The organism is Mesorhizobium sp. LCM 4577 (genome assembly GCF_001854795.2).
GTDB classification, from domain to species: domain Bacteria; phylum Pseudomonadota; class Alphaproteobacteria; order Rhizobiales; family Rhizobiaceae; genus Mesorhizobium; species Mesorhizobium plurifarium.
This window is the reverse complement of sequence record NZ_MDDU01000053.1, coordinates 66,600-85,898: the sequence shown is the minus strand read 5'-3', so window position 1 is coordinate 85,898 and position 19,299 is coordinate 66,600. Positions and strand designations below refer to the sequence as shown.

Genomic DNA, 19,299 nt, shown 5'->3' with positions numbered 1-19,299 from the left:
AGGCGGAATCCAAGTAAAGAAAATCATATTTTGCTTTCAGATGCTTAGGGAAGGTCAACCGCAGCTGATACCAACAGAAATACCAACAAAATATTTCTGTGGATAGGTTTGGTTCCTGAATAGGACATGTCAGTCCCTTGCCACTGAATTTAGATGGCGCGCGTAATCGAGCCAGAGGTTTCTACCCCCGATCCCTCAGGCAGCGTATAAGGGGGGGCACTTCGTATTCGGAGATCGCCCTGGAGATCTCCGCCTACAAGTAGCGCCTTTGTGGACTCGGTACGGACGGCCGTTTCGCCCTCATCTCGGCCGTTCAGCAAACCATAGTCGATCCTATAGAAGCTGCCGTACTTCAGGTTCATCGACGGGCCATCGTGAACGACCGATACTAGTTTTGTCTGGAGATTGGATCGGTCAGCTCCTCAGGCGGGCCGATCAGATGGGACTTTTCCCATGGCTCCATCCTGGTTGCATCATCCTGTCGGCGACACCCGGCATACGTCGCTGCCGCTCAGGTACACCCGCATTGTCCGATCTGCGATCTCCGCCGCGCTCCACGGGCCTGCCGCAAATCTGGCGCCGCAGCAGGTTGGAGCGCGACGGATTTCCAAGTCCGCCATCACGGCGATACCCCTCGGGAGACCGTGGCGCAAATAGCCCGATCTTAGGCGACTGTGGTGCCGTTGGCGTCCCATCCTGGCCCGAAGCCAGCCCCGTCACACCGGTGACGAATTGGCCTCCAGACGATCGCACGGCTTTTGCCTCGATCGGCATGAACACGGTTCTCGAGAGTGCCTCGACCTTGTCATCGGCGTACAGCGCCGGCTCGCTCAGGCGGGCACGATGACCAACCCGGCAACAGGGTCGTGGTATTTTTGCCGGAACACGGCGAGGAATTCCTCATCGGCACAAATGCAGCGACCGCTCGCATCTTTTGCTTTTGGGTCGTTCAGATGCGATCCCAGCGGCCGCAAGAGATTCATCCGGGTGCTCGTAGTCGCGCTCGCGGGCAAACCCGCAGCATGCTTGACCAGTTCGGCGGCAAGCATAATACCGGCGAGAGCTGACTGAAACGCCATCGGAACCACGGTTCGAACCAGGCGGCTGYCGCCGCTAAGCTGGAACACGAGTCCGCCGCAAATCGCCTGTTGGTAGAAGGACCGAAGGGGTTGGCCGACAAACGTGGCGAGCGGCTCAAATGGAACGCCCATCGCTGTGGCGATACGAGCAACAAAGTCGGCGGCGACGCCAGTGTTGGTCTGCAAGAGCGTTTTCACTTGTTCGTGCGCGTCCGGTATTCCGAGCTCCTCGGCGATTAGCAAATGCTCGTCCTTTGACCTGCCGTGCGGGATGTACATGCAGCAAAGACAGGCCTTGCCGTCATCAAATCCATGGCGCGAGATGCCCAGATCGTGCTCCTGGGTCCAGGCATTGGCGATCCACCGAGGCAGGGCCCCTTGTACGGCGATCCGGTCTGCAGATGTGTCAAGCGCGACACCAACTCGCTCCAGGAACCAGTCACCACGGCGCGCTATATAGTCCGCCCATTTCACAGGATGCGCCTCGACCTCGAGACCTGTCGTTCGAAGCCCTGCAGATGCGAGTGCGGCTTTGGACGTTCCGACATTCGACTGGCCGGCCAGCACGTAGCGCTGCAAGTTTGAGAGCTCGATCGCCTCATGATCAATCACATGCAAGCGGCCGGACAGACCAGGTTGGCGCGCCAAGGCCCAAAGCGCGCCATGGCCGATCGCGCCAAGGCCCACCAGATGGGTCTCGCCAAGATCGACAGAGAGATCACAGGAGCTTGGATCGACAGCTTTGCCCCGCCCATACGTGCGCAAGCAGAGGTCGATGCTGTCGTCCAGGTCGGCGCCGGTGAGCTGGTGGCCGAATATCGTGCGAAAAACATTGGCGGCAGCAAGACAGCTGGCGCCACCCGCACCATAGGGCAGCAAACTCGAGCCGGACTGCACCGGACCTGCGCGCGACAGCTTTGCTGTCCAGCCCTGAGACCCCATGAAGAAGGTTGGGCATCGCAGCGATGGCCGCACCGCGCCGGCAACCACACCGACCGTAGCATTCTTGCCGGAATGCCTGATGCCAATTCCTGGATTGATCGACTTCGCCAGATGCTCGAGCGTGCGAGCCAGGGAGTTCGCGCCTTGATCCAGGGGCAGAATTGCCAGAACTGGATAAAGGCGAGCCATAAGCCTGATCGTGAGATCAAGCGTTGCCTGGCCCTCGGCACACGAAGCGGCCTGGCCGTCGAAAGATACCGCCACGACCTGCTTTTCGAGAAGCGCCTTGAAATCAGCTAGATGGAAGTCGGCCAGGACCTGAGCGGCAGCCGTTGCGGCGCGGTCGATGAAATTCGCGAGTGCCATCTCTAACTCGTAATCGTAATCAGTCGCGCCAACGCCGCGGATGAAAGCTCAGCCCAATTCGCCTCACTATCCAGCCGATACGCGGCAACACGGGTGAGATCGAAGGCCTCGCGGGCGAAATTCGGCACCACAAGCGACAGGCACCCAACCGTAGTTGCGACTGCATAGGCATCGTCGGTCGTCGAATGGTAGGCCCGCCCCGGATGGCTATGTACCTGAGCCAGAAGTTTCAGATTCCGCTTGTAGAGCAAGACATTAAGCCGATGAAGCTCTTCAGCCGGAACTATGACGCAAACACCGTCGCTCGTCCGGATGTGACGCTGCTGCGGGATAATCGCCTCCGTGACTTCAAAATGCCGTTCTCGCTGAACGCCAGCCCAAAGAGCCATTCCCTCGTAGCCCTGCTGTCCAACCGCGCGCAGATGCGCCTGTATCTTTGAAACGCAAAGCTGCGGCAATGCGACCGTAGCCACATCCTTAAGCGCGGTCATTCGGGTATCGCCAGTGGCGACACTATCGGCGCGCCAACCACCAACTGAAGTTGAACTGGAAGCTGATCGATCGGGCCGGTCCCGTACTTGATGATCTTGTCCACGATGAAAGCCAATGAGCCTTCGCCAGAACGCCGATGGAGAAGCCATGGGTCACCTGAATGCGCCGGATTATCATGATACTCGCGGATCCCGGCCATGCACAGGAACGGAGGGTCGTCGAGGCTGTTAGCCTGTAGAAAGTCCGTCAATGGCAGAGCGCTCTGCTGCATGAGGGCCGCAATCGCCTCTGGCGGAGTTCCGGGCATAGGAGGACGCCTCAGCATTTTGATTGGCAGATCTTTTCGGGCAATCGGCAGGCGCGTAAAGGGATCGACAAAGACTACTGATAATGGTCTCAAGTCGTAGTTGGTGAAATCAACCTCGATTGATGCCCCGATGACGCGTGGCTTCAGCTTCGGGGTTGCAAAGAGGATGAAAGCCTTCGGGAAGCTTGCCTCGATGAGAAAGCATCCCTGCGTCCGGTAGGCATCTGCTTGCTCGCGGAACCAGCTGATCTCGCGATCAAACTTGGCTCGCGAGACCTCGGGGTCCGCACTTTGGATATCAGGCACCTGCCACACCGGCCTTGAGACTGAGGAAAAGGGTCACGCCGTTGGCGAAACCGAACTCGCCGACTTTTTTGTCAACGTCGAGCAAGGTTCCGGCCTCGTCCTTGAATTCCCAATTCTCGGCCGGTTGCGCAACGTTCTGTGTATTTTCGAGAGCTTTGGTGCGAACGACGTGAAGCGGCTGGTTGGGATTGGCCTCGACCTCGGTGGCCTGGCCGTTCACGACAACCGTGATCTCAATTTTTCCGGCCCCGCCGCGGTGGTTTTCGTCCTTCTTCGGCATTGTCCTACTCCTGTGACTTGCCCTACGCGGCCTCAACGCGCCGGTTGCCGATAGAAGGCCAACTGGCGATCTTTATTCGTCCGCCCGGCGCAACAGGACCCGGGACGCGAAAGACGAAGGCAGGCAGCGATCCGCGGCCGCCTCCATTTACAGTGGACTTGGCTGCAAAGTAAATGACCAAAGCAGCTGTCTACAGTTATTGATGCAGAAGTTCCGGGCAATATTGTCTCTCTCGGCAAGGTTATCAATTGGCCGGTGACTCCGGCCCAGAGGGAGAAGCTTGGTCCCCCAGCCGGGACATGGCCGAAGTCCGCTGAGAGCAGCAATCTCGCTGGGTGCATCCAGGGCCCGAAACGGGGGGCAGGCTGCCACGGTCGAACAGGCCTGAGGGCTGATGCTCTAGCGGAAAGCGGCGGGCCGACCAAGGCGCGACGATCCTATCTTTCGGACCAAAGACTTTGGCCTCCGTTAAAGCCCCCTTGTTCTTGCCAGAAAGGACTTTGAGCCGTCTCGGTATGCCTCTCCCACCCAATCGTCGCGCTTTGTTTTCAGGACCAGTGGATCTCCGCCGGTGGCTGCTGCGGCGCCTTGCTTCTCGTGGGTGCGGTTCCAGATAGCCCTCGCTCTGTAGTGGTTGTAGAGCCGCATGAACTCGGCGACGTAGGCGTGTGCCAATGGCTCATTGTTCTTGATTTCCAAGACATTTTCATCATTGGAGTTTTCTGAGGCTTTGCTGAAGTTCGGCGAGCCGGTGTAGATGGTTGGGTGAGCCGTATCTCCATCGATGACAATGAACTTGTGATGGATGTGGATTGGCGGCGGACCGCCATTCTTCTTTTTTCCCGACGACACCGACAGATCATACTTGCTGCAATCGATGGTGCGCAGCTCAGGAAGGAATCCGCGGGGCGCGTTTTTGCCGAAAGCGGAATAGGGAAGTGTATCCGGCTTCTCTCGCGATCGATGATAAATAGTCGCGGCTATCTCGGGCAGATTGCGTTTTGCGCCGCTTTTGGTTGGCTTTTCCGGGTCATCGATGGCGTTCAAAAGCCCGTACACGAGATGGTCCTTGGAATCGGCTTGGGCAAAAATCGCGTCCATCAGAGCCGTGTCGGATGCTGTAAACATGCAAAAGAGCACGGAGGACTTCGCTGCCTTGACGGCGTCGGTTACCGTATCAAGGAATTGCCTTTCGCTTCCGGGTTCCGGAAGGAAGAACACGCGAATATCGGAGCCGGCCACGTCGGTTATCGGCTTCCAGCCTGCGCCGACAGCCGTGTCCTTGGTTTTCTTATTCGCCGCGAGCAACGTGCTCCTGGTCTGATAAAGCTTCGCCAGCTGCGGCGATTGAATGATGTGCAGCAAGTTGGCCTGAATCGTCTGTGCCTCAGGGGTGAAATTGGTGGATCCCATCAAAACGGCGACATCGCTGCCATCCTTGTGCGAGACCACGAACTTGTCATGCATCAGCTTCGAAATGGCATCGCGTTTATGGGTCGAGATGTTGTGCTTGGTCGCATTCAGTTTATCGATGGCGGGCTGCGATTTGTCGTCGTCCCCCTTGTTGAAATAAGTGATCGATCCACGGCCCGCGAAGTCCATGAAAGCCGGCACGATCCACAGGCCGTCCGACAAATGATAGATGGCGCAGTCGAAAGCATCGCTGTTTGAGAGGATCTCGGGAATGGCTTCCTGGAGACCGTTGGCAAGCCACTCCATCTGGACCTTGAGATCGTCCTTTACGGAAAGGAAGCTCTGGGCGCTGACAACAGCGCGATTGAAGTAGGTTGCAATCTTGCCATCGCTCGAATTCGGGATCGCAACATCGACTACTCCGCTGGAGGCCGTTTGGAGTTTCAAATCGGTCGGCCCGGTGCCGAGCACCGGTGTTATTGTGTACTGAAATGTTCGGCCCCGATCACTCAGCTTCAGGCCCCCATCCCACCAATTGAACTTCTGAATGGGTGCGACATCACTGCCTTTCGGTTTCGAACCTTTTGCTATGGGTACGAAGTCGAGCTTGTTGAACAGGAATTGCGGGTCGCCTTTCTTGGTATAGCCTGGGCTCCGCTCGATGGCGAAGCCCAGAAAGTCGGCATGCGTTACCCCGTCGCTCCAATCAAAAGTCAAAAGTACGCAACTCGGGCTTGCGTAGGCCTTCACTGTCGCTTTGCTCATTTGCGGTTCCCTCGACACTCGCTAGTTGAAAAAACTATATGTAACGGTCGGTCAAACAGGCGGCGGCCTCGCGCCACAACGCTCGCCTGAGTCCGCAAGCGCGGACGGTTGGTCGATGATTCCAAATACAGACAAGCTGTCGTGCTCGTAAATTCTGTGTGACCGGTCCGGATCTGGCCCCCTATTGCTTGCTTTCCTGTTCAGAGGTCGGAAAATTGTAGTTCTTGCAATCGCGATCCAGGACAACCTTGTCCGGAGCCCTTGGTGTTTGATATTCTCCGGGACACAGCCACACCGTGAGCTTCGGCGTGAATGAGTGCAGCGCCTGCATCATCTGGGCGGTTGCTTGGGCGCAATTTGGCTGGTCGCACCCTGTGAGAATGAGGCCTGGAGCCCGATTTTCCGTTTGCGTAAACTGATGAAATTCGACGGATTGGGCGACTGCCCGCTGCAATGCCTTCTCCCACAGGTAGATCGGTTCGATCGCAAAGACGTGACTGCCGTCGACGCAATCGGCTGCATCCGAAACCAACCTCATGCCTTTGACCATGTTCGGGCAAAATTGAGCCCGCAGGGCGATACGCCGATCCTCGATCGAGCCCATGTCCAATGGGAAAAGTGAGGCGTCATCCATCGCTGTCGGATAAGTTCTGTTGCCATGCTTATCGCTGTACTCGAGCGTGCAAAGCTTTCCTTCGTGTTGTGAGTTGTCGTGCGGGCGATCGGAATCTCTGACCGCGTCGACCTGCATGGATTCGTTTGGATTGATTATAAAGGTCGCGGGAAGCCTCTTGTTCGTGTTCAGATCGATGAAGTAAAAGTCGCCAGTCTCGTTGCCTCTAACGCAGGTGAAGTCACTTCTGACCGTCGCCGGTACGATGCCGATGTTGGATAGAATGAATCTGGTGTAGGGGAGTGTGACGAACACCTCGTCGGCCTGCTCGGTGATGCCTCTGTCGTCGAGGCCGAAATTCATGAAATCAGCCTTCACGAATTTGATGTCGAGTTTCGCATGATCCATATCCAGCCATGCAAGAACATTGTTCCAGGCTGGGCCGGTTAGAGCTGCAATTGCTGCTATTGTTGCAGCGGGAAAGCCGATCCAGTCCCTTATGAATTTCGCTAAGTCGACGGCGTGCTCGCGTGCCTCCTGTCCAGCAGTCTTGGCTTTGATATCGGACTTGCAAACAGGGCAAACAACGGCCTTGAGGGGGATAAGGCTATCGCATTTCGGGCAACGCCGGAGCGTTGCGTCTGAACTCGGACCTAATTCCGTCACGGCCGGTCTCCCGGCAACAAACGTTGCTGACTGCGCGCGAACGTCCACCGCCCCTCGGAATGGACAAGAATCCATATGCTGTCGTAGTCGTCATCATCCCACTGGTCAGGTGCGACCTTATTGGAATGGACGATGGCCGCCGCAAGGTGCGGGATCGATTCATGCTGCCAGCACGCAAGCGTCGGCACGGTGCTGTCGCCGATGGCGGCGCCGGCGATGGCTTCCTGACCTTTTGTATAGCGCGAATCCGGTTCTATCCCGAGGCGCTGAGCAAGCGACGTTATTGTTTGAATAGGACGAAGGCTGCGGGTTCCGCTTCCATCCTGCTTGATCGGCGCCGATGCGAAGATCGTCACCGGAATCCGCAATGGTGGCGGGGGGTTGCAAAACAGATGAGTGAGGGCACCGGCGCGTTGCCAACCGCGCACGGTCAGCGACTTGTCATCGTTTTCTCCCAATTCGTTGACGCCACGATCCGGTTGTTCGGGGAGGGGCTTTTCGGCATGCCGAATGATCATAATCAGCCTGTCATCCATGGGACTAACCCACCGGTTTGCTGTGTGCTGTTGGGTTCCCGAGCTCGTCGGTTGGCACTAGCTGGTTCTCGAATGCAGCAAAATATGCGGCCCACAGCTCCTGCGAGCTGGCGACCAGGACAGCGCCGTCCTGCCAGACATCGTTGTGATCGTTGCGATCGTCGCCCTGCCTATGCGCAAATTGAGCGCCAGTCGATCCCTGATTCATATGGGTGTCGTGTATGCCGTCGCCTTCCTTATAAAAACGGCCAAACACATATACATTCCAGCGGTTTTGCGCAGCTTGGCGAAGCAGTCTGTTCATGGAAGCCGCCGGCTCGACATCCATGCTCCCATCCATGGGATCGCTCAGYCGCCACCGTCCTGTTTCGGCAAGGATATCTGAGCGCATGAAATCCAATGCAGGCAACGCGCCTTGACCCGTCAGGTCGTTTCGCCCCATTGGTGCCGCGACAAGTGTCTTTATGACAGAATGGTGAAAGTCGAATGCCAGCTTGTACTGCAGGAGGTCGTCGGAATCATTGGTGCCAACATTTATTGCAACATCCCAGGACGCTCCGGCAACGTCGAGAGGCACGTGCAGGTGGTACTGAATCTCATGACCCAATGGCTTCGCCCTAAGCACGGGAGGTCCGCTAACCTTCCCCTTGGCAAACCCGTATTCTAGCGCCATTAGCTTTACCTTCCGGTATTGAGACAGATTTTACCTGGAACTCCAGGGTACTTGGCGTCTTGAGGGAATCGGTTTTAGCTCTTGCGATGGTCGCTAATATGGCAGAAACGGCTTTTAATAGAATTGCCTAACTTAGAGGATTGCTTATTTTCACAGAAATGTGATCTATTTACTTATATCTGGAAAATAGAGTAGCTGAACCAACAGATGTTGGTTCGATTCAAATGAACGAAAAAAAATACACGGCAGTAGAAGCTTTGGTCTACTACTTTTTGGTCGCCGGCCGGCAAATATGTTAGGCGGCTAACAAGTGCTCATGTCCGCGCTGGAAATATCCCTTAAGTGGTTTTGATTACTAGGAAGCTATAGGATAACCAATAGCGTCAGACAAGCGTTGGGTAGGTACTGCCCACTTTCTTTCGACCAGATTTTTCCGTACATCACGCGTGCTAGGCACCGGTTCAACACGAAGCTGGAATTCATTGCTTGGAACTCCAGTCGACCTTCGTTGGCTGGCGGGGAGGCGGGACAAATGCAGTGCGCTTCAGATCTTGAAAACGCGGTCTGCAAAGAACCTACACCGCAGAGCGCCGGTCGACCGCGCTAGCTGCGTACGAGTGACTGAGGTCAGGTGATGGGTAGAACTCACGGAACGGGAGCCGCCTCCACTCTGTCATATCCATTGAGCTTGTATAGCAGCGCGGAGGCTAACCAGCTGAAACCGAAAATTCCGACGACGACGTAGCTAAAGCTGCTCAGGCTACCGTTGAGGCTGCCGACGACATACCAGAGTCTACCCTGCAAACTGAGTTTGTCTCCGATCAGGCCCAGTGCTTCAATGCCACCGATGAATACGGCGACGACCACCGAAGCGGCGGTGATCGTCATGTTGTACCACAGCTTGCGCATCGGGTTGACGAAGGCCCAGCCATAGGCGCGGGTCATCATTACGCTGTCCGTGGTGTCCATAAGCGACATGCCAGCGGTGAACAGGGCCGGGAAGACCAAAATAGTCCAGAACGACAAGCCGGCTGCCGCTTGCGAGGCGGAGATGCCCAGCAGCCCGATCTCGGTCGCGGTGTCGAAACCGAGGCCGAACAGGAAGCCGACCGGATACATGTGCCAAGAGCGCGTGACGACACGAAACACCGGCCGGAAAATCCGGGCGAGGAATCCGCGACCGGTGAGCAGCGCCTCCAGATACTCCTCAACGATAGGCTCACCGCGCCGCACGCGCGAAAAGGCCTGCCAAATGCCTTTGAGGACGAAGAGGTTTGCTATGCCGATGGCAAGCAGGAACAAGGCCGAGACGGAGGTTCCGATCACGCCGCCCACGTCGTGGAACTCATCGAGCCGGCCTTGAAACGCCGCGGTGGCGGCGATGGCGACGGAGGCCAACACGACAATGGATGAATGTCCGAGCGAGAAGAAGAACCCGACCGAAAAGGGTGCCTTTGCCTCCTGCATCAGCTTGCGCACGACATTGTCGATTGCCGCGATGTGATCGGCATCAAAGGCGTGGCGAAGCCCGAAGGTGTAGGCGAGCAGGGCCGTGCCGAGCAGAGCGGGACGATCCGAGAAAGCGACCCAGGCCCAGGCCCAGGCCAAAATATTGGCCGCTATCATGAGGGCATAAGTCAGCGCCACCTTGGACCGGAGCAGCCCCGGCCGATCATCGAAAGGATTGGCTATCACGCTTTAAGGTTCCCCGAGTGGGTTGTCGCGCAACGAAAACCAAGACCGAAAACATCAATCTGCGGCAATGCCGATTGCCAGTTGCGGCCGCTGCCTACCCGCTGTGGCCGGCGCTGTTTGCGGCAGGGTCTTTCGCCGGCGCCATGGATGGCCGCCCGATAGATCCGGGATGGCTGCGCAGCCAATCATACCAAAGCTCCATGCCTTCGCCGGTACGCGCGGACAAGGCGATCGCAGTGATCGCCGGGTTGACCGCGCATGCATTGGCGACGGCAGTGTCGAGCCTGAAATCGACATAGGGCAGGAGGTCGGTCTTGTTGACGATCATCAGGTCGGCCGCTTGGAACATGTGCGGATATTTGAGCGGCTTGTCCTCCCCCTCTGTCACCGACAGCACGATCACCTTTGCATGCTCGCCGAGGTCGAACAGCGCAGGGCAGACAAGATTGCCGACATTCTCGATGAGCACCATCGCGCCTGCCGGTGGCTTCAGCTCCTCGAGACCCTGCGCGACCATGTCGGCCTCAAGGTGGCAGCCGGTTCCGGTGTTGACCTGGACCGCCGCAGCTCCCGCGGCCCGAATCCGCTCGCCGTCATTGGCGGTGGCCTGATCCCCCTCGATGACGAAGATCGGGATCTCGTCCTTCAGGTCGTGGATGGTGCGTTCCAGCAAGGTGGTCTTGCCTGCGCCGGGCGAGCTGACGATGTTCAGCGCCAGGATCTCGCGCCCTTCGAACCAGCCTCGGTTGCTCGCGGCCAGCTTGTCGTTCTTGGCCAGCAGGCGGGCCTCCAACTCCACCACCGTCGTCCCATGTCCATGCTGGTGATCGTGCTCATGGTGATCATCCAGGCCGTCGTGATGATGGGAATGGTCATGGCTGTGCGGATGGTCAAGATCGTGGTCGTGATGGCTGTGGACGTGCTCATGATCGTGTTCATGGCTGTCGGCGTGGTCATGGGAATGTGAGTGGTGGTGGTGTTCGTTTTCATGATCTTGGTGATTGTGGGCGTGGCCCTGCGAACGGGCGTGGACATGGCCGCGGTCCTCGCCCAAGGGCCGGACCCGGCCGGTCTGCAGGTTCAGTATCCTGGCATCGGCGTTCGAACCGCATCCACAGGTCGCGCACATCAGACAGCCTCCTCGAGTTCCATTTCCCTGATCTTCAGTTCATCGCCCGCCAGCCGTTCAAGATGGCGCGAGCCGCAGCCGCAGGCCTGGTATAGCGTCGCCGTCTCGAACTCGGCGCCGCAGCAGAGACAGCGGCAGCGGCCGGCGATCTCCCTGATATCGAGGTAGGCACCGTCGAGCGTAGTTCCTTTTGAAACGACATCGAAGCAGAAGCTCAGTGCCTCGGGGATGACGCCGGCTAGCCGGCCGACATCGAGCCTGACGCGTCTGACCCGTCGGCCGTTCGCCGCCTCCTCGACAATCGAGACGATGTTGCGCGTAATGCCGAGCTCGTGCATGGCGCCTCAGCAAATCCGCGGCAACTGCTCGCCGACCAGCATGTCGACGATACGCTTGCCACCGAACGCGGTCTGCATTGTCACGCGTCCCTGCTCCCCCGCATGGGCGTGGCCGACGAGCATGGCGCATGCGCCGAGCGGGTGCGCGCGCATCGCGGCCAGCGCGGCATCGATCTCGGCCGGCGGAACCGCGAGGACGATCTTGCCTTCGTTGGCGAGGTAGAGCGGGTCGAGGCCGAGTATCTCGCAGAAGCCGCGCACCTCCTCGCGCAGCGGCGTGGCTGCCTCGTCGATCTCGATAGCGACGCCCGATGCTTCCGCCATCTCGTTGAGAACGGTGGCGATGCCGCCGCGTGTCGCGTCGCGAATGCTGCGCGTCGCCGGGGCCGCCTTCAGAACGGCGTCGATCAGGCCGTGCAGCGGCGCGCAATCGCTCTCGATCTCCGTTTCGAGGGCAAGGTCGCCGCGCGCCGCCAGGATCGCCGCGCCGTGGTCGCCGAGAAGCCCGTTGACCAGTATGCCGTCGCCCGGTCGGATGCCGCCGATCGCAAGCTCCACGCCGGCGGGTATCACACCCACGCCCGTCGTGGTGATGAACAGCTTGTCACAGGCGCCGCGCTGCACGACCTTGGTATCACCGGTGACGATCGTGACGCTAGCGCGCCGCGCCGCCGCGGCCATCGACTGCGCGACCCGCCGCAGTTCCTCGATTTTCAGGCCTTCCTCGATGACGACCGCGCAGGACAGATAGAGCGGCTTCGCGCCGCCCACGGCAAGATCGTTCACCGTGCCGAACACGGCCAGCTTGCCGATGTCGCCGCCCGGGAAGAACAGCGGATCGACGACGAAGGAATCCGTCGTGAAGGCAAGCCGGTCGCCGTGCGCGGCCAGCGCGGCGAGATCGAAACGCGCCTGATCCTCAAGGGCCCGCGGCGTGTCGGTGGCGAAGGCACTGACGAAGACGTCGTCGATCAGATCCTTCATCGCCTTGCCGCCGCCGCCATGGGCAAGCGTGACGGCGGGCACGTGGATGCGGCCGAGCTTGCGGGGAGGGGGGGACACGATGTTCATGACACGGCCGTGACGGCTTCGTTGTGCGCCTGCCGCTTGACGCCGCCATACTGATAATAGGCGGCGCAGGCGCCTTCCGGCGAGACCATCAGCGCGCCGAGCGGCGTCTCCGGCGTGCAGAGCGTGCCGAACACCTTGCACTGCCACGGCTTGAGCACGCCCTTCAGCACCTCGCCGCACTGGCAGGACTTCGGGTCCGCGATCTTGATGTTGGGGACCGAGAACTTTCGCTCGGCGTCGAAGCGCGCATATTCATCGCGCACCCTCACTCCGGAATGGTCGATGGAGCCCAGTCCGCGCCATTCGAAGAACTCGCGCAGCTCATAGACCCTCGCCACGGCGGCGAGCGCCGGATCGTTGCCGGCTTCCGGCACGATGCGCGTGTACTGGTTCTCGATCTCGGCGCGGCCTTCGCTGATCTGCTTCAGGATCATCCAGATCGATTGCAGCACATCGAGCGGCTCGAAGCCGGCGACGACCATCGGCCGCCTGTAGAAGTTGGCGATGAACTCGTAGGGAGCGGTGCCGATGACCATCGAAACGTGGCCGGGCCCGAGAAAGCCGTCGAGATGCAGATCCGGGCTGTCGAGGATCGCCTTGATGGTCGGCACGATGGTTATGTGGTTGCAGAACACCGAAAAATTCTCGATCCCGTCGGCCTCCGCCTGCAAGACGGTCAGGGCAGTGGACGGCATGGTGGTCTCGAAGCCGAGGCCGAAGAAGACCACCTCGCGGCCGGGGTTCTTGCGCGCCAGCGCCAGCGCATCCATCGGCGAATAGACCATGCGCACGTCGGCGCCGTCGGCCTTGGCTTGCATGAGGCTCTTGCGCGAACCCGGCACGCGCATGGCATCCCCGAATGTCGTGAAGATCACGCCGGGCTGTTCGGCGATGGCCACGCAGTCATCCACCCGTCCCATCGGCAGGACGCAGACCGGGCAGCCCGGCCCATGCACCAGTTCGATAGCGGGCGGCAGCATGCCCTCCAATCCGTAGCGGAAGATCGAGTGGGTATGCCCGCCGCACACTTCCATGATGTTCAGCGGCCTGTGCCTGGTCGTCTCGATCCGGTCGCACAGCTTCTCGATCTCGCGCACCAGGGCTGCGGCTTTGTCGCGGTCGCGGAATTCGTCGGCGAATTTCATTGGACTTTTTCCTTCCTGGCCGCGGAGCCGCGCTCATCTGCGAGCAGCGTGTGCACGAGGTCCCACATGATGTGGTAGGCGGCGACATGGCATTCCTGGATGCGGTGGATCGAGGTCGAAGGCACGATCAGGCAATGGTCGACCGCGCCGGAGGACTTCATCTTGCCGCCGTCGCCGCCCGTCAGCCCGATCGTGGCGACGCCCATCTCTCTGGCCTTGACGAAGGCCGCGATCAGGTTCTGCGAGTTGCCGCTGGTCGAGATGCCGATCAAGGCATCCCCTTTGCGCGCATGCGCGACGAGCTGGCGCACGAAGACATGATCGAAGCCGAGATCGTTGCCGACGGCCGAGATCATGGCGAGGTCGGCAACAAGGTTGGTCGCGGCGAGCGCCGGGCGGCCCGCCGTCACCGGATGGACGAACTCCACCGCGACATGACTGGCGTCGCAGCTCGACCCGCCATTGCCCATGGAAAAGAGCTGCCCGCCCCTATTGTAGACGTCGGCCAGCGTATGCGCGGCCGCCACGAGGATCTCGGCCTGGCCGCCGAAGAACGCCTCGTTCGTCTCGCGCGAGTCGCGGGCCTTTTCCGCAACCGAATGCAGCAGGGCAGCCTGCAGCTTGGCGGGGTCCTGCTTTTTTCCGTGAAGAAAGGGGTAGAGCCCGCTCAATGTGCCTTCGTTCGACATCGCCAATCTCCTTCCCTAATGGACGGCGGATGCGCGCATCGCCTCGATTTCGGCCTGCGCCTCGCCGAGCTCTGTAAGGATTTTCAACGTTTCGGCGGCTTCGTGTTCATCGATGCGGCTCATCGCGAAGCCGACATGGACCAGCACCCAGTCGCCCACGCAGCTTTCCACCGGGTGCTCGGTATCGACGATGCAGGCGATGTTGATCTGGCGCCGGACGCCGCTGACATCGACGGTCGCGAGTTTACGCCCGGCGTCGTCGATCCTTATGATCCGTCCTGGAATACCGAGACACATGGGTTTCCTCCTTCTTGCCGGGTTATCCCGGCGTCCATGCAATGCGCTGCGGCAATTGCTGCCTGGCCGAGCGCGACGCCGCCGTCACCGGCGGGCACCTCGGCGTGGGTAAGGACTTCGAATTCCTTCTCCTCGAGGCGGCGTGTCGTCTCTTCGAGCAGGACCCGATTGTGGAAGCAGCCGCCGGAGAGGGCGACCGTTTCGAAGCGCGGGCCGGTCTCGCCGGCGCGGCGCGCGAGTTTCAAAGCCATCGCGACAAGCACGTTCGCCAGCCCCTTATGGAACCGCGCCGCCATCACGCCGACGGGCGCCCGCAGGACGAGATCGCCCAGGATCGCATTCCACATCGCGACCGGCTCGACATAGGGGAGGCCGCTGCCTTTCAGATTGGGGATGGCGAGCGGATAGGCGAGTTCATCACCCTCCTCGACCATGGTTTTCCGGCAGACCATCGCCTCCAGGCGCATCGCGGCCTCGCCCTCATAGGCTTGGCGTTCGAAACAGATGCCGAGGGCGGCGGCTACGGCGTCGAACAGCCGGCCGCATGACGATGCCGGCGGAGAGTTGACGCCGCCCTTGATGATGGCGTCGAGCGTGGCGCGCGGCTTGCCGGCAAGCGCCCGGAAGATTTCGAGTTCGCCGAAATTCATCGCAAACTGCGCCCAGCCCATCTCGGCCATCAAATGGGCGTAGAGGTTGCGCCAGGGTTCGCGCGAGGCCTGCGCGCCGCCCGGCATGGCGACCGGCTTGAAGGTTCCCAGCCTCTCGAAGCGGCGGTAGTCGCAAAGCAGGAATTCGCCGCCCCAGATCCCGCCGCCCCGCATATCGGTGCGCGCGCCGAAACCCAGGCCATCGAGCGCGATGCCGAGCACGGGCGGCGCGTCCAGAGGTCTGCCGTTCTCGGCGAGGCAGGCGGCTATGTGCGCATGATGATGCTGCACCTCGACAAGCGGGAGCTGCTGTGCCTGCGCGCGCTCCCGCGCCAGCTTGCCCGAGACATATTCGGGGTGCATGTCGCAGGCCAAGGCCTGTGGCTGGTGGTCGAACAGGTCGCGAAAAAGCGCGAGGTTCTTGCGATAGTCGTCGAAGGTCGCCGCGTCCTCGAGGTCGCCCTGATGCTGCGAGAGAACCGCGCGCCCGTCCTTGACCAGGCAAAAGGTCGCCTTCATCTCCGGGCCGAAAGCGAGGATCTGCGGTGCCGTCTCGAACCCCCGCGGCAGGCGGATAGAGGCGGGCGCGTGGCCCCGCGCGCGGCGCAGCACGCGGACCTTGCCGGCAGTGAGGCGCACGACGCTGTCGTCGACGCGGTTGGCGATGTCGCGGTCATGGATCAGGGCGAAGGGCGCGATCATCCCGAGCCTTGCCGCTGCCTGGGCGTCATCCGTCACCTGCGGCTCGTCGGAAAGGTTGCCGCTGGTCATCACCACCGGCCGGCCCATGCGGCGAAACAGAAGCACATGCAACGGTGTCGAAGGTAGCATGAAGCCGAGGGTCGACATGCCCGGCGCCACGCTTTCGGGCAGGTACTGCGGGCCTGGGGCATCGAGCAGGACGATCGGCGCCGCGGCCGAGCGCAGCGCCTGCTCTTCCTCGGAGGAGACCGCGCAGTATTTGCGGATCACGTCCATGTCCCGTGCCATCAGCGCGAAGGGCTTCCGGTCGCGGCGCTTCAATTGCCGTAACCTGGCGACGGCGTCGGCGCGCGTGGCGTCGCAGGCCAGCTGGTAGCCGCCAAGCGCCTTGATCGCGACGATCTCGCCTTTCTGGATCAGGCTCATCGCCGCATCGACATCGTCCAGCATCGAGTGCTGCTCGTAGCTCACCGCGCGTCCGTCGAAACGGACCAGCCTGGCCTTTGGCCCGCAGGCGTGGCAGGCGATCGGTTCGGCGTGGAAGCGCCGGTCGGCCGGCTCGCTATATTCGGCGGCGCAATCGGCGCAGAGTGGGTACGGCGCCATGGTGGTCGAGGCACGGTCGTAGGGAATGCCTCTCACGATGGTCAGTCGCGGGCCGCAATGCGTGCAATTGGTGAAGGGGTAGCGATAGCGGCGCGAGAACGGGTCCAGCGCTTCGGCCGCGCAAGCGGCGCAAATTCCGGCGTCGGGCGATATCTCCGTGCGGGCTTCGCCCGCCGCGCTTTCGACGATCCTGAAGCCTTCGTCCAGCCGTCCGACGAATGGAGAAAGCTCGATCGCCTCGATCGCCGCCAGGAGCGGCGGCTCACCGCGCAGTCGCTCGACCAGACGTTCGATTTCGCCGCGCGGCCCGCTTACCCGGATCAAGACACCTTCGCCGTCGTTGAGCACCTCGCCGTCGAGGCGGTATTCCCTGGCAAACCGCCATACGGTCGGGCGGAAACCGACGCCCTGCACCCGCCCGCGCACGCGGATCTGCAGGCTGACCCGCCGGTCTGCGATGTCGCGGGCGAGCATCGCCGTCATGGCGCGGCCTCCCAAAGCAGCACACGGTTGTTTCCTGTGTCGGCCACGGCGACCAGGTCGCCGCGGACCGCTACGGCAAAGGGCCAGCACAGACTGTCGCGCGTGGCGGCCTCCCAGCGGTTGTCGCCCTTGGCGCCGAAACCGTCCTGGCCGGCGAGGGCGGTCGCCGGCGCATCCATGTCGATGTCCGCGAGCGGGAAACCGACGAGCCGCGAATTCGCGGTGTCGGCGCATATCAACGTGCCGTCCCGAACCGCAATTCCGTAGGGCATCTGCAAGGCCCGCTCGGTCGGATCATAGGCGGCGCGATTGTGATCGAGCTCCTCGAAATGCTTCTGGCCAAGGATGAAGCTGGCCGGCGCGCCGTCGGCATTGGGCATGCCGTTCCAGGCCATGATGCGGCTGTTTCCGGCGTCCGCGACGAAGATCCTGCCACCGGCCATGGCGATCGCATGGGGCCAGCGCATGCCGACGGCGCTCGCGCCGGTTCCAGCATTGTCGTCGCGCCCGATCATGTCCGGCTGGCCCAGCACAAGGTCCGCGGGCTGGCCATTGCGCTCAGGGAGGGAGTTCCAGACCAGGACGCGGCGGTTGCCGGTGTCGGCGACGAAAAGACGTCCGTCCGAGATCGTCACGCCATAGCACCAGTTCAGCGTGTCCGGGCCGGCCTGCCGGACGCCGCGATTGGCAAGGCCGCCGTTGAAGTCCGGCTGCCCGAGCACAAGGTCCGCCGGCTGATTGGAGATTTCCGGCAGCGAGTTCCAGATCAGGACGCGGTGGTTCCACGCGTCCGCCACGGCCAGCATATGGCCATCGCTGGCGATGCCTGTCGGCATGTTCAACGTCGCCGGTCCCGGCCCGCCTTTCGCGTTTCGGCCTTCCGCGAAGAAGTCCGGCTGGCCGATGACAAAGTCCGCTGGAGCGTTGTCGGCCCGCGGAATCCGACGCCAGCCGAGCAGCCGATGGTGACCGGTGTCCGCCACCAGGAGGGGGCCGTCCGGTCCGGCGAGGCAAACGCCGCGCGGCCCGAACAATGTCGAGCGGCCGGGCGCGATCGGCACCGGCAGGCCGTTCGCAGCGACATGGTGGCCGAGCACGATGCTGGCGCCGGCGGGATCGAGCAGCGGCGCGGCCGGCAAGGGGACCGGGCAAGCCGGCCGGAAAGCGGGTGCGAGCGAGACGCGCGTCATCTGGCGAGCCTCACCTCGACGCGGTTGCCGATGACCTTGACCATGTGCGGCTGGAGCTGCACTTCGGGAGCGGTGAGGCACTCGCCGGTCGCAAGATCGTAGCGGAAGCCGTGCCACGGGCAGGTCACTATGCCGTCCTCGACCTCTCCGCCATCGATCTCCAGCCCGAGATGGGCACACGCGTTCTGGAAGCAGGAGACGACCGCTCCCTGCCGAGACAAAATCACGTTTTCGCCGCCGACCACCTGGCGAAGCATGCCGCCCTGCGGGATCTCGTCGAGCCGGCAGACAAGGTGCCAGCCATCCACGGCGCCAAGGGCAAACGGACTGACGAAACGTACGCTGTCGTTGGAGCCGCCGCCGGATCCCTTGACCTGAAGAATGTCGGTGATCTCCGGGCAGGCTTCCTCAACGGCCTTCTTGACGCCTGCATGGAAGGTCAGCGCGGAGGCGGGGCATCCGTCGCAGGCGCCGGTGAAGCGGACCTCTATGGCGGGCGGACGTATCGAAACGAGCTCGACATCGCCGCCATGGGAGGCGAGCATTGGCCGCACGCCATCGAGCGCTGCCTCGACCCGCTCGCTCAGGCTTGGCTTCAGGATGTTGTGACGCCGCAGCACGGCGTAGACGATCTCGTCCGCGACCGCGGTCTTCATGGCCTGCATCGCCGCCGGATCGGCTTTCAGAGCGCGGATCAGACGGCGAAATGCCTCGCCCTGCAGTTCCTCTATCGATCGCCGGTAGGCGTCCACGGCGGCGCGCTGCGTCTCGTCCCAGGAAGTGAAAAGTGCTTCCAGCCGCTCGATGTCCCCGACGTATCCGGCAAGCGTCTCGCGATGGGTCGGAACGAGATCGACGGCGTTCAT

The 19,299-nt window shown here is 61.3% G+C and carries 18 protein-coding genes; all 18 read right to left on the bottom strand.

The genetic code is table 11. From position 1 onward, the window contains the following. Positions 1–830 precede the first annotated feature (830 nt). Entirely contained in the window at positions 831–2,387 is a 1,557-nt protein-coding gene (locus tag LCM4577_RS29345; RefSeq protein ID WP_071074437.1) for an E2 ligase fold family C protein, read from the bottom strand. A 2-nt stretch (positions 2,388–2,389) separates the two neighbouring features. Further along, complete coding sequence (locus LCM4577_RS29340) at positions 2,390–2,878, bottom strand: Mov34/MPN/PAD-1 family protein (RefSeq protein WP_071074436.1); 489 nt, start codon at positions 2,876–2,878, stop codon at positions 2,390–2,392. Continuing rightward, positions 2,875–3,492 (bottom strand): putative metal-binding protein, encoded by a 618-nt coding sequence (locus LCM4577_RS29335; protein WP_071074549.1) that lies wholly within the window; start codon positions 3,490–3,492, stop codon positions 2,875–2,877. Before LCM4577_RS29335 ends, LCM4577_RS29340 begins: the two co-directional genes overlap by 4 nt. Further along, the gene (locus LCM4577_RS29330) at positions 3,485–3,772 is read right to left on the bottom strand and encodes a DUF2604 domain-containing protein (RefSeq protein WP_071074435.1); all 288 of its coding nucleotides are present in this window, start codon (positions 3,770–3,772) and stop codon (positions 3,485–3,487) included. Before LCM4577_RS29330 ends, LCM4577_RS29335 begins: the two co-directional genes overlap by 8 nt. A gap of 468 nt (positions 3,773–4,240) precedes the next feature. After that, positions 4,241–5,950: a phospholipase D-like domain-containing protein gene (locus LCM4577_RS29325; protein WP_083354881.1), complete on the bottom strand. Its 1,710-nt coding sequence runs from the start codon at positions 5,948–5,950 to the stop codon at positions 4,241–4,243. Between the two features lie 181 nt (positions 5,951–6,131). Beyond that, positions 6,132–7,229, bottom strand: a complete 1,098-nt coding sequence (locus LCM4577_RS29320; protein ID WP_131803540.1) for a hypothetical protein — start codon at positions 7,227–7,229, stop codon at positions 6,132–6,134. Continuing rightward, on the bottom strand, positions 7,226–7,765 hold the full coding sequence (locus LCM4577_RS29315; RefSeq protein ID WP_071074432.1) for a hypothetical protein: 540 nt from the start codon (positions 7,763–7,765) through the stop codon (positions 7,226–7,228). The genes LCM4577_RS29320 and LCM4577_RS29315 overlap by 4 nt, the downstream gene beginning before the upstream one ends. A gap of 4 nt (positions 7,766–7,769) precedes the next feature. Then, on the bottom strand, positions 7,770–8,438 hold the full coding sequence (locus LCM4577_RS29310) for a DUF2278 family protein (protein ID WP_071074431.1): 669 nt from the start codon (positions 8,436–8,438) through the stop codon (positions 7,770–7,772). Between the two features lie 645 nt (positions 8,439–9,083). Continuing rightward, the gene (locus LCM4577_RS29305; RefSeq protein ID WP_071074430.1) at positions 9,084–10,133 is read right to left on the bottom strand and encodes a HoxN/HupN/NixA family nickel/cobalt transporter; all 1,050 of its coding nucleotides are present in this window, start codon (positions 10,131–10,133) and stop codon (positions 9,084–9,086) included. Between the two features lie 94 nt (positions 10,134–10,227). Next, entirely contained in the window at positions 10,228–11,262 is a 1,035-nt protein-coding gene (hypB, locus tag LCM4577_RS29300) for a hydrogenase nickel incorporation protein HypB (protein WP_083354880.1), read from the bottom strand. Next, positions 11,262–11,600 carry a hydrogenase maturation nickel metallochaperone HypA gene (locus tag LCM4577_RS29295; RefSeq protein WP_071074429.1) on the bottom strand — a complete coding sequence of 113 codons (339 nt, stop codon included), beginning with the start codon at positions 11,598–11,600 and terminating at the stop codon, positions 11,262–11,264. The genes hypB and LCM4577_RS29295 overlap by 1 nt, the downstream gene beginning before the upstream one ends. A 6-nt stretch (positions 11,601–11,606) precedes the next feature. Continuing rightward, positions 11,607–12,671: a hydrogenase expression/formation protein HypE gene (gene hypE / locus LCM4577_RS29290; RefSeq protein ID WP_071074428.1), complete on the bottom strand. Its 1,065-nt coding sequence runs from the start codon at positions 12,669–12,671 to the stop codon at positions 11,607–11,609. After that, positions 12,668–13,816: a hydrogenase formation protein HypD gene (gene hypD, locus LCM4577_RS29285; protein WP_071074427.1), complete on the bottom strand. Its 1,149-nt coding sequence runs from the start codon at positions 13,814–13,816 to the stop codon at positions 12,668–12,670. The genes hypE and hypD overlap by 4 nt, the downstream gene beginning before the upstream one ends. Beyond that, the gene (locus LCM4577_RS29280) at positions 13,813–14,505 is read right to left on the bottom strand and encodes an SIS domain-containing protein (protein ID WP_071074426.1); all 693 of its coding nucleotides are present in this window, start codon (positions 14,503–14,505) and stop codon (positions 13,813–13,815) included. The genes hypD and LCM4577_RS29280 overlap by 4 nt, the downstream gene beginning before the upstream one ends. 15 nt (positions 14,506–14,520) lie before the next feature. After that, a complete protein-coding gene (locus tag LCM4577_RS29275) occupies positions 14,521–14,802 on the bottom strand; it encodes a HypC/HybG/HupF family hydrogenase formation chaperone (protein ID WP_071074425.1) in 282 nt (93 codons plus the stop codon). Continuing rightward, positions 14,772–17,243 (bottom strand): carbamoyltransferase HypF, encoded by a 2,472-nt coding sequence (gene hypF / locus LCM4577_RS29270; protein ID WP_244508458.1) that lies wholly within the window; start codon positions 17,241–17,243, stop codon positions 14,772–14,774. Before hypF ends, LCM4577_RS29275 begins: the two co-directional genes overlap by 31 nt. After that, entirely contained in the window at positions 17,240–18,433 is a 1,194-nt protein-coding gene (locus tag LCM4577_RS29265; RefSeq protein ID WP_040971348.1) for an NHL repeat-containing protein, read from the bottom strand. Before LCM4577_RS29265 ends, hypF begins: the two co-directional genes overlap by 4 nt. Further along, complete coding sequence (locus tag LCM4577_RS29260) at positions 18,430–19,299, bottom strand: NifU family protein (RefSeq protein ID WP_071074424.1); 870 nt, start codon at positions 19,297–19,299, stop codon at positions 18,430–18,432. Before LCM4577_RS29260 ends, LCM4577_RS29265 begins: the two co-directional genes overlap by 4 nt.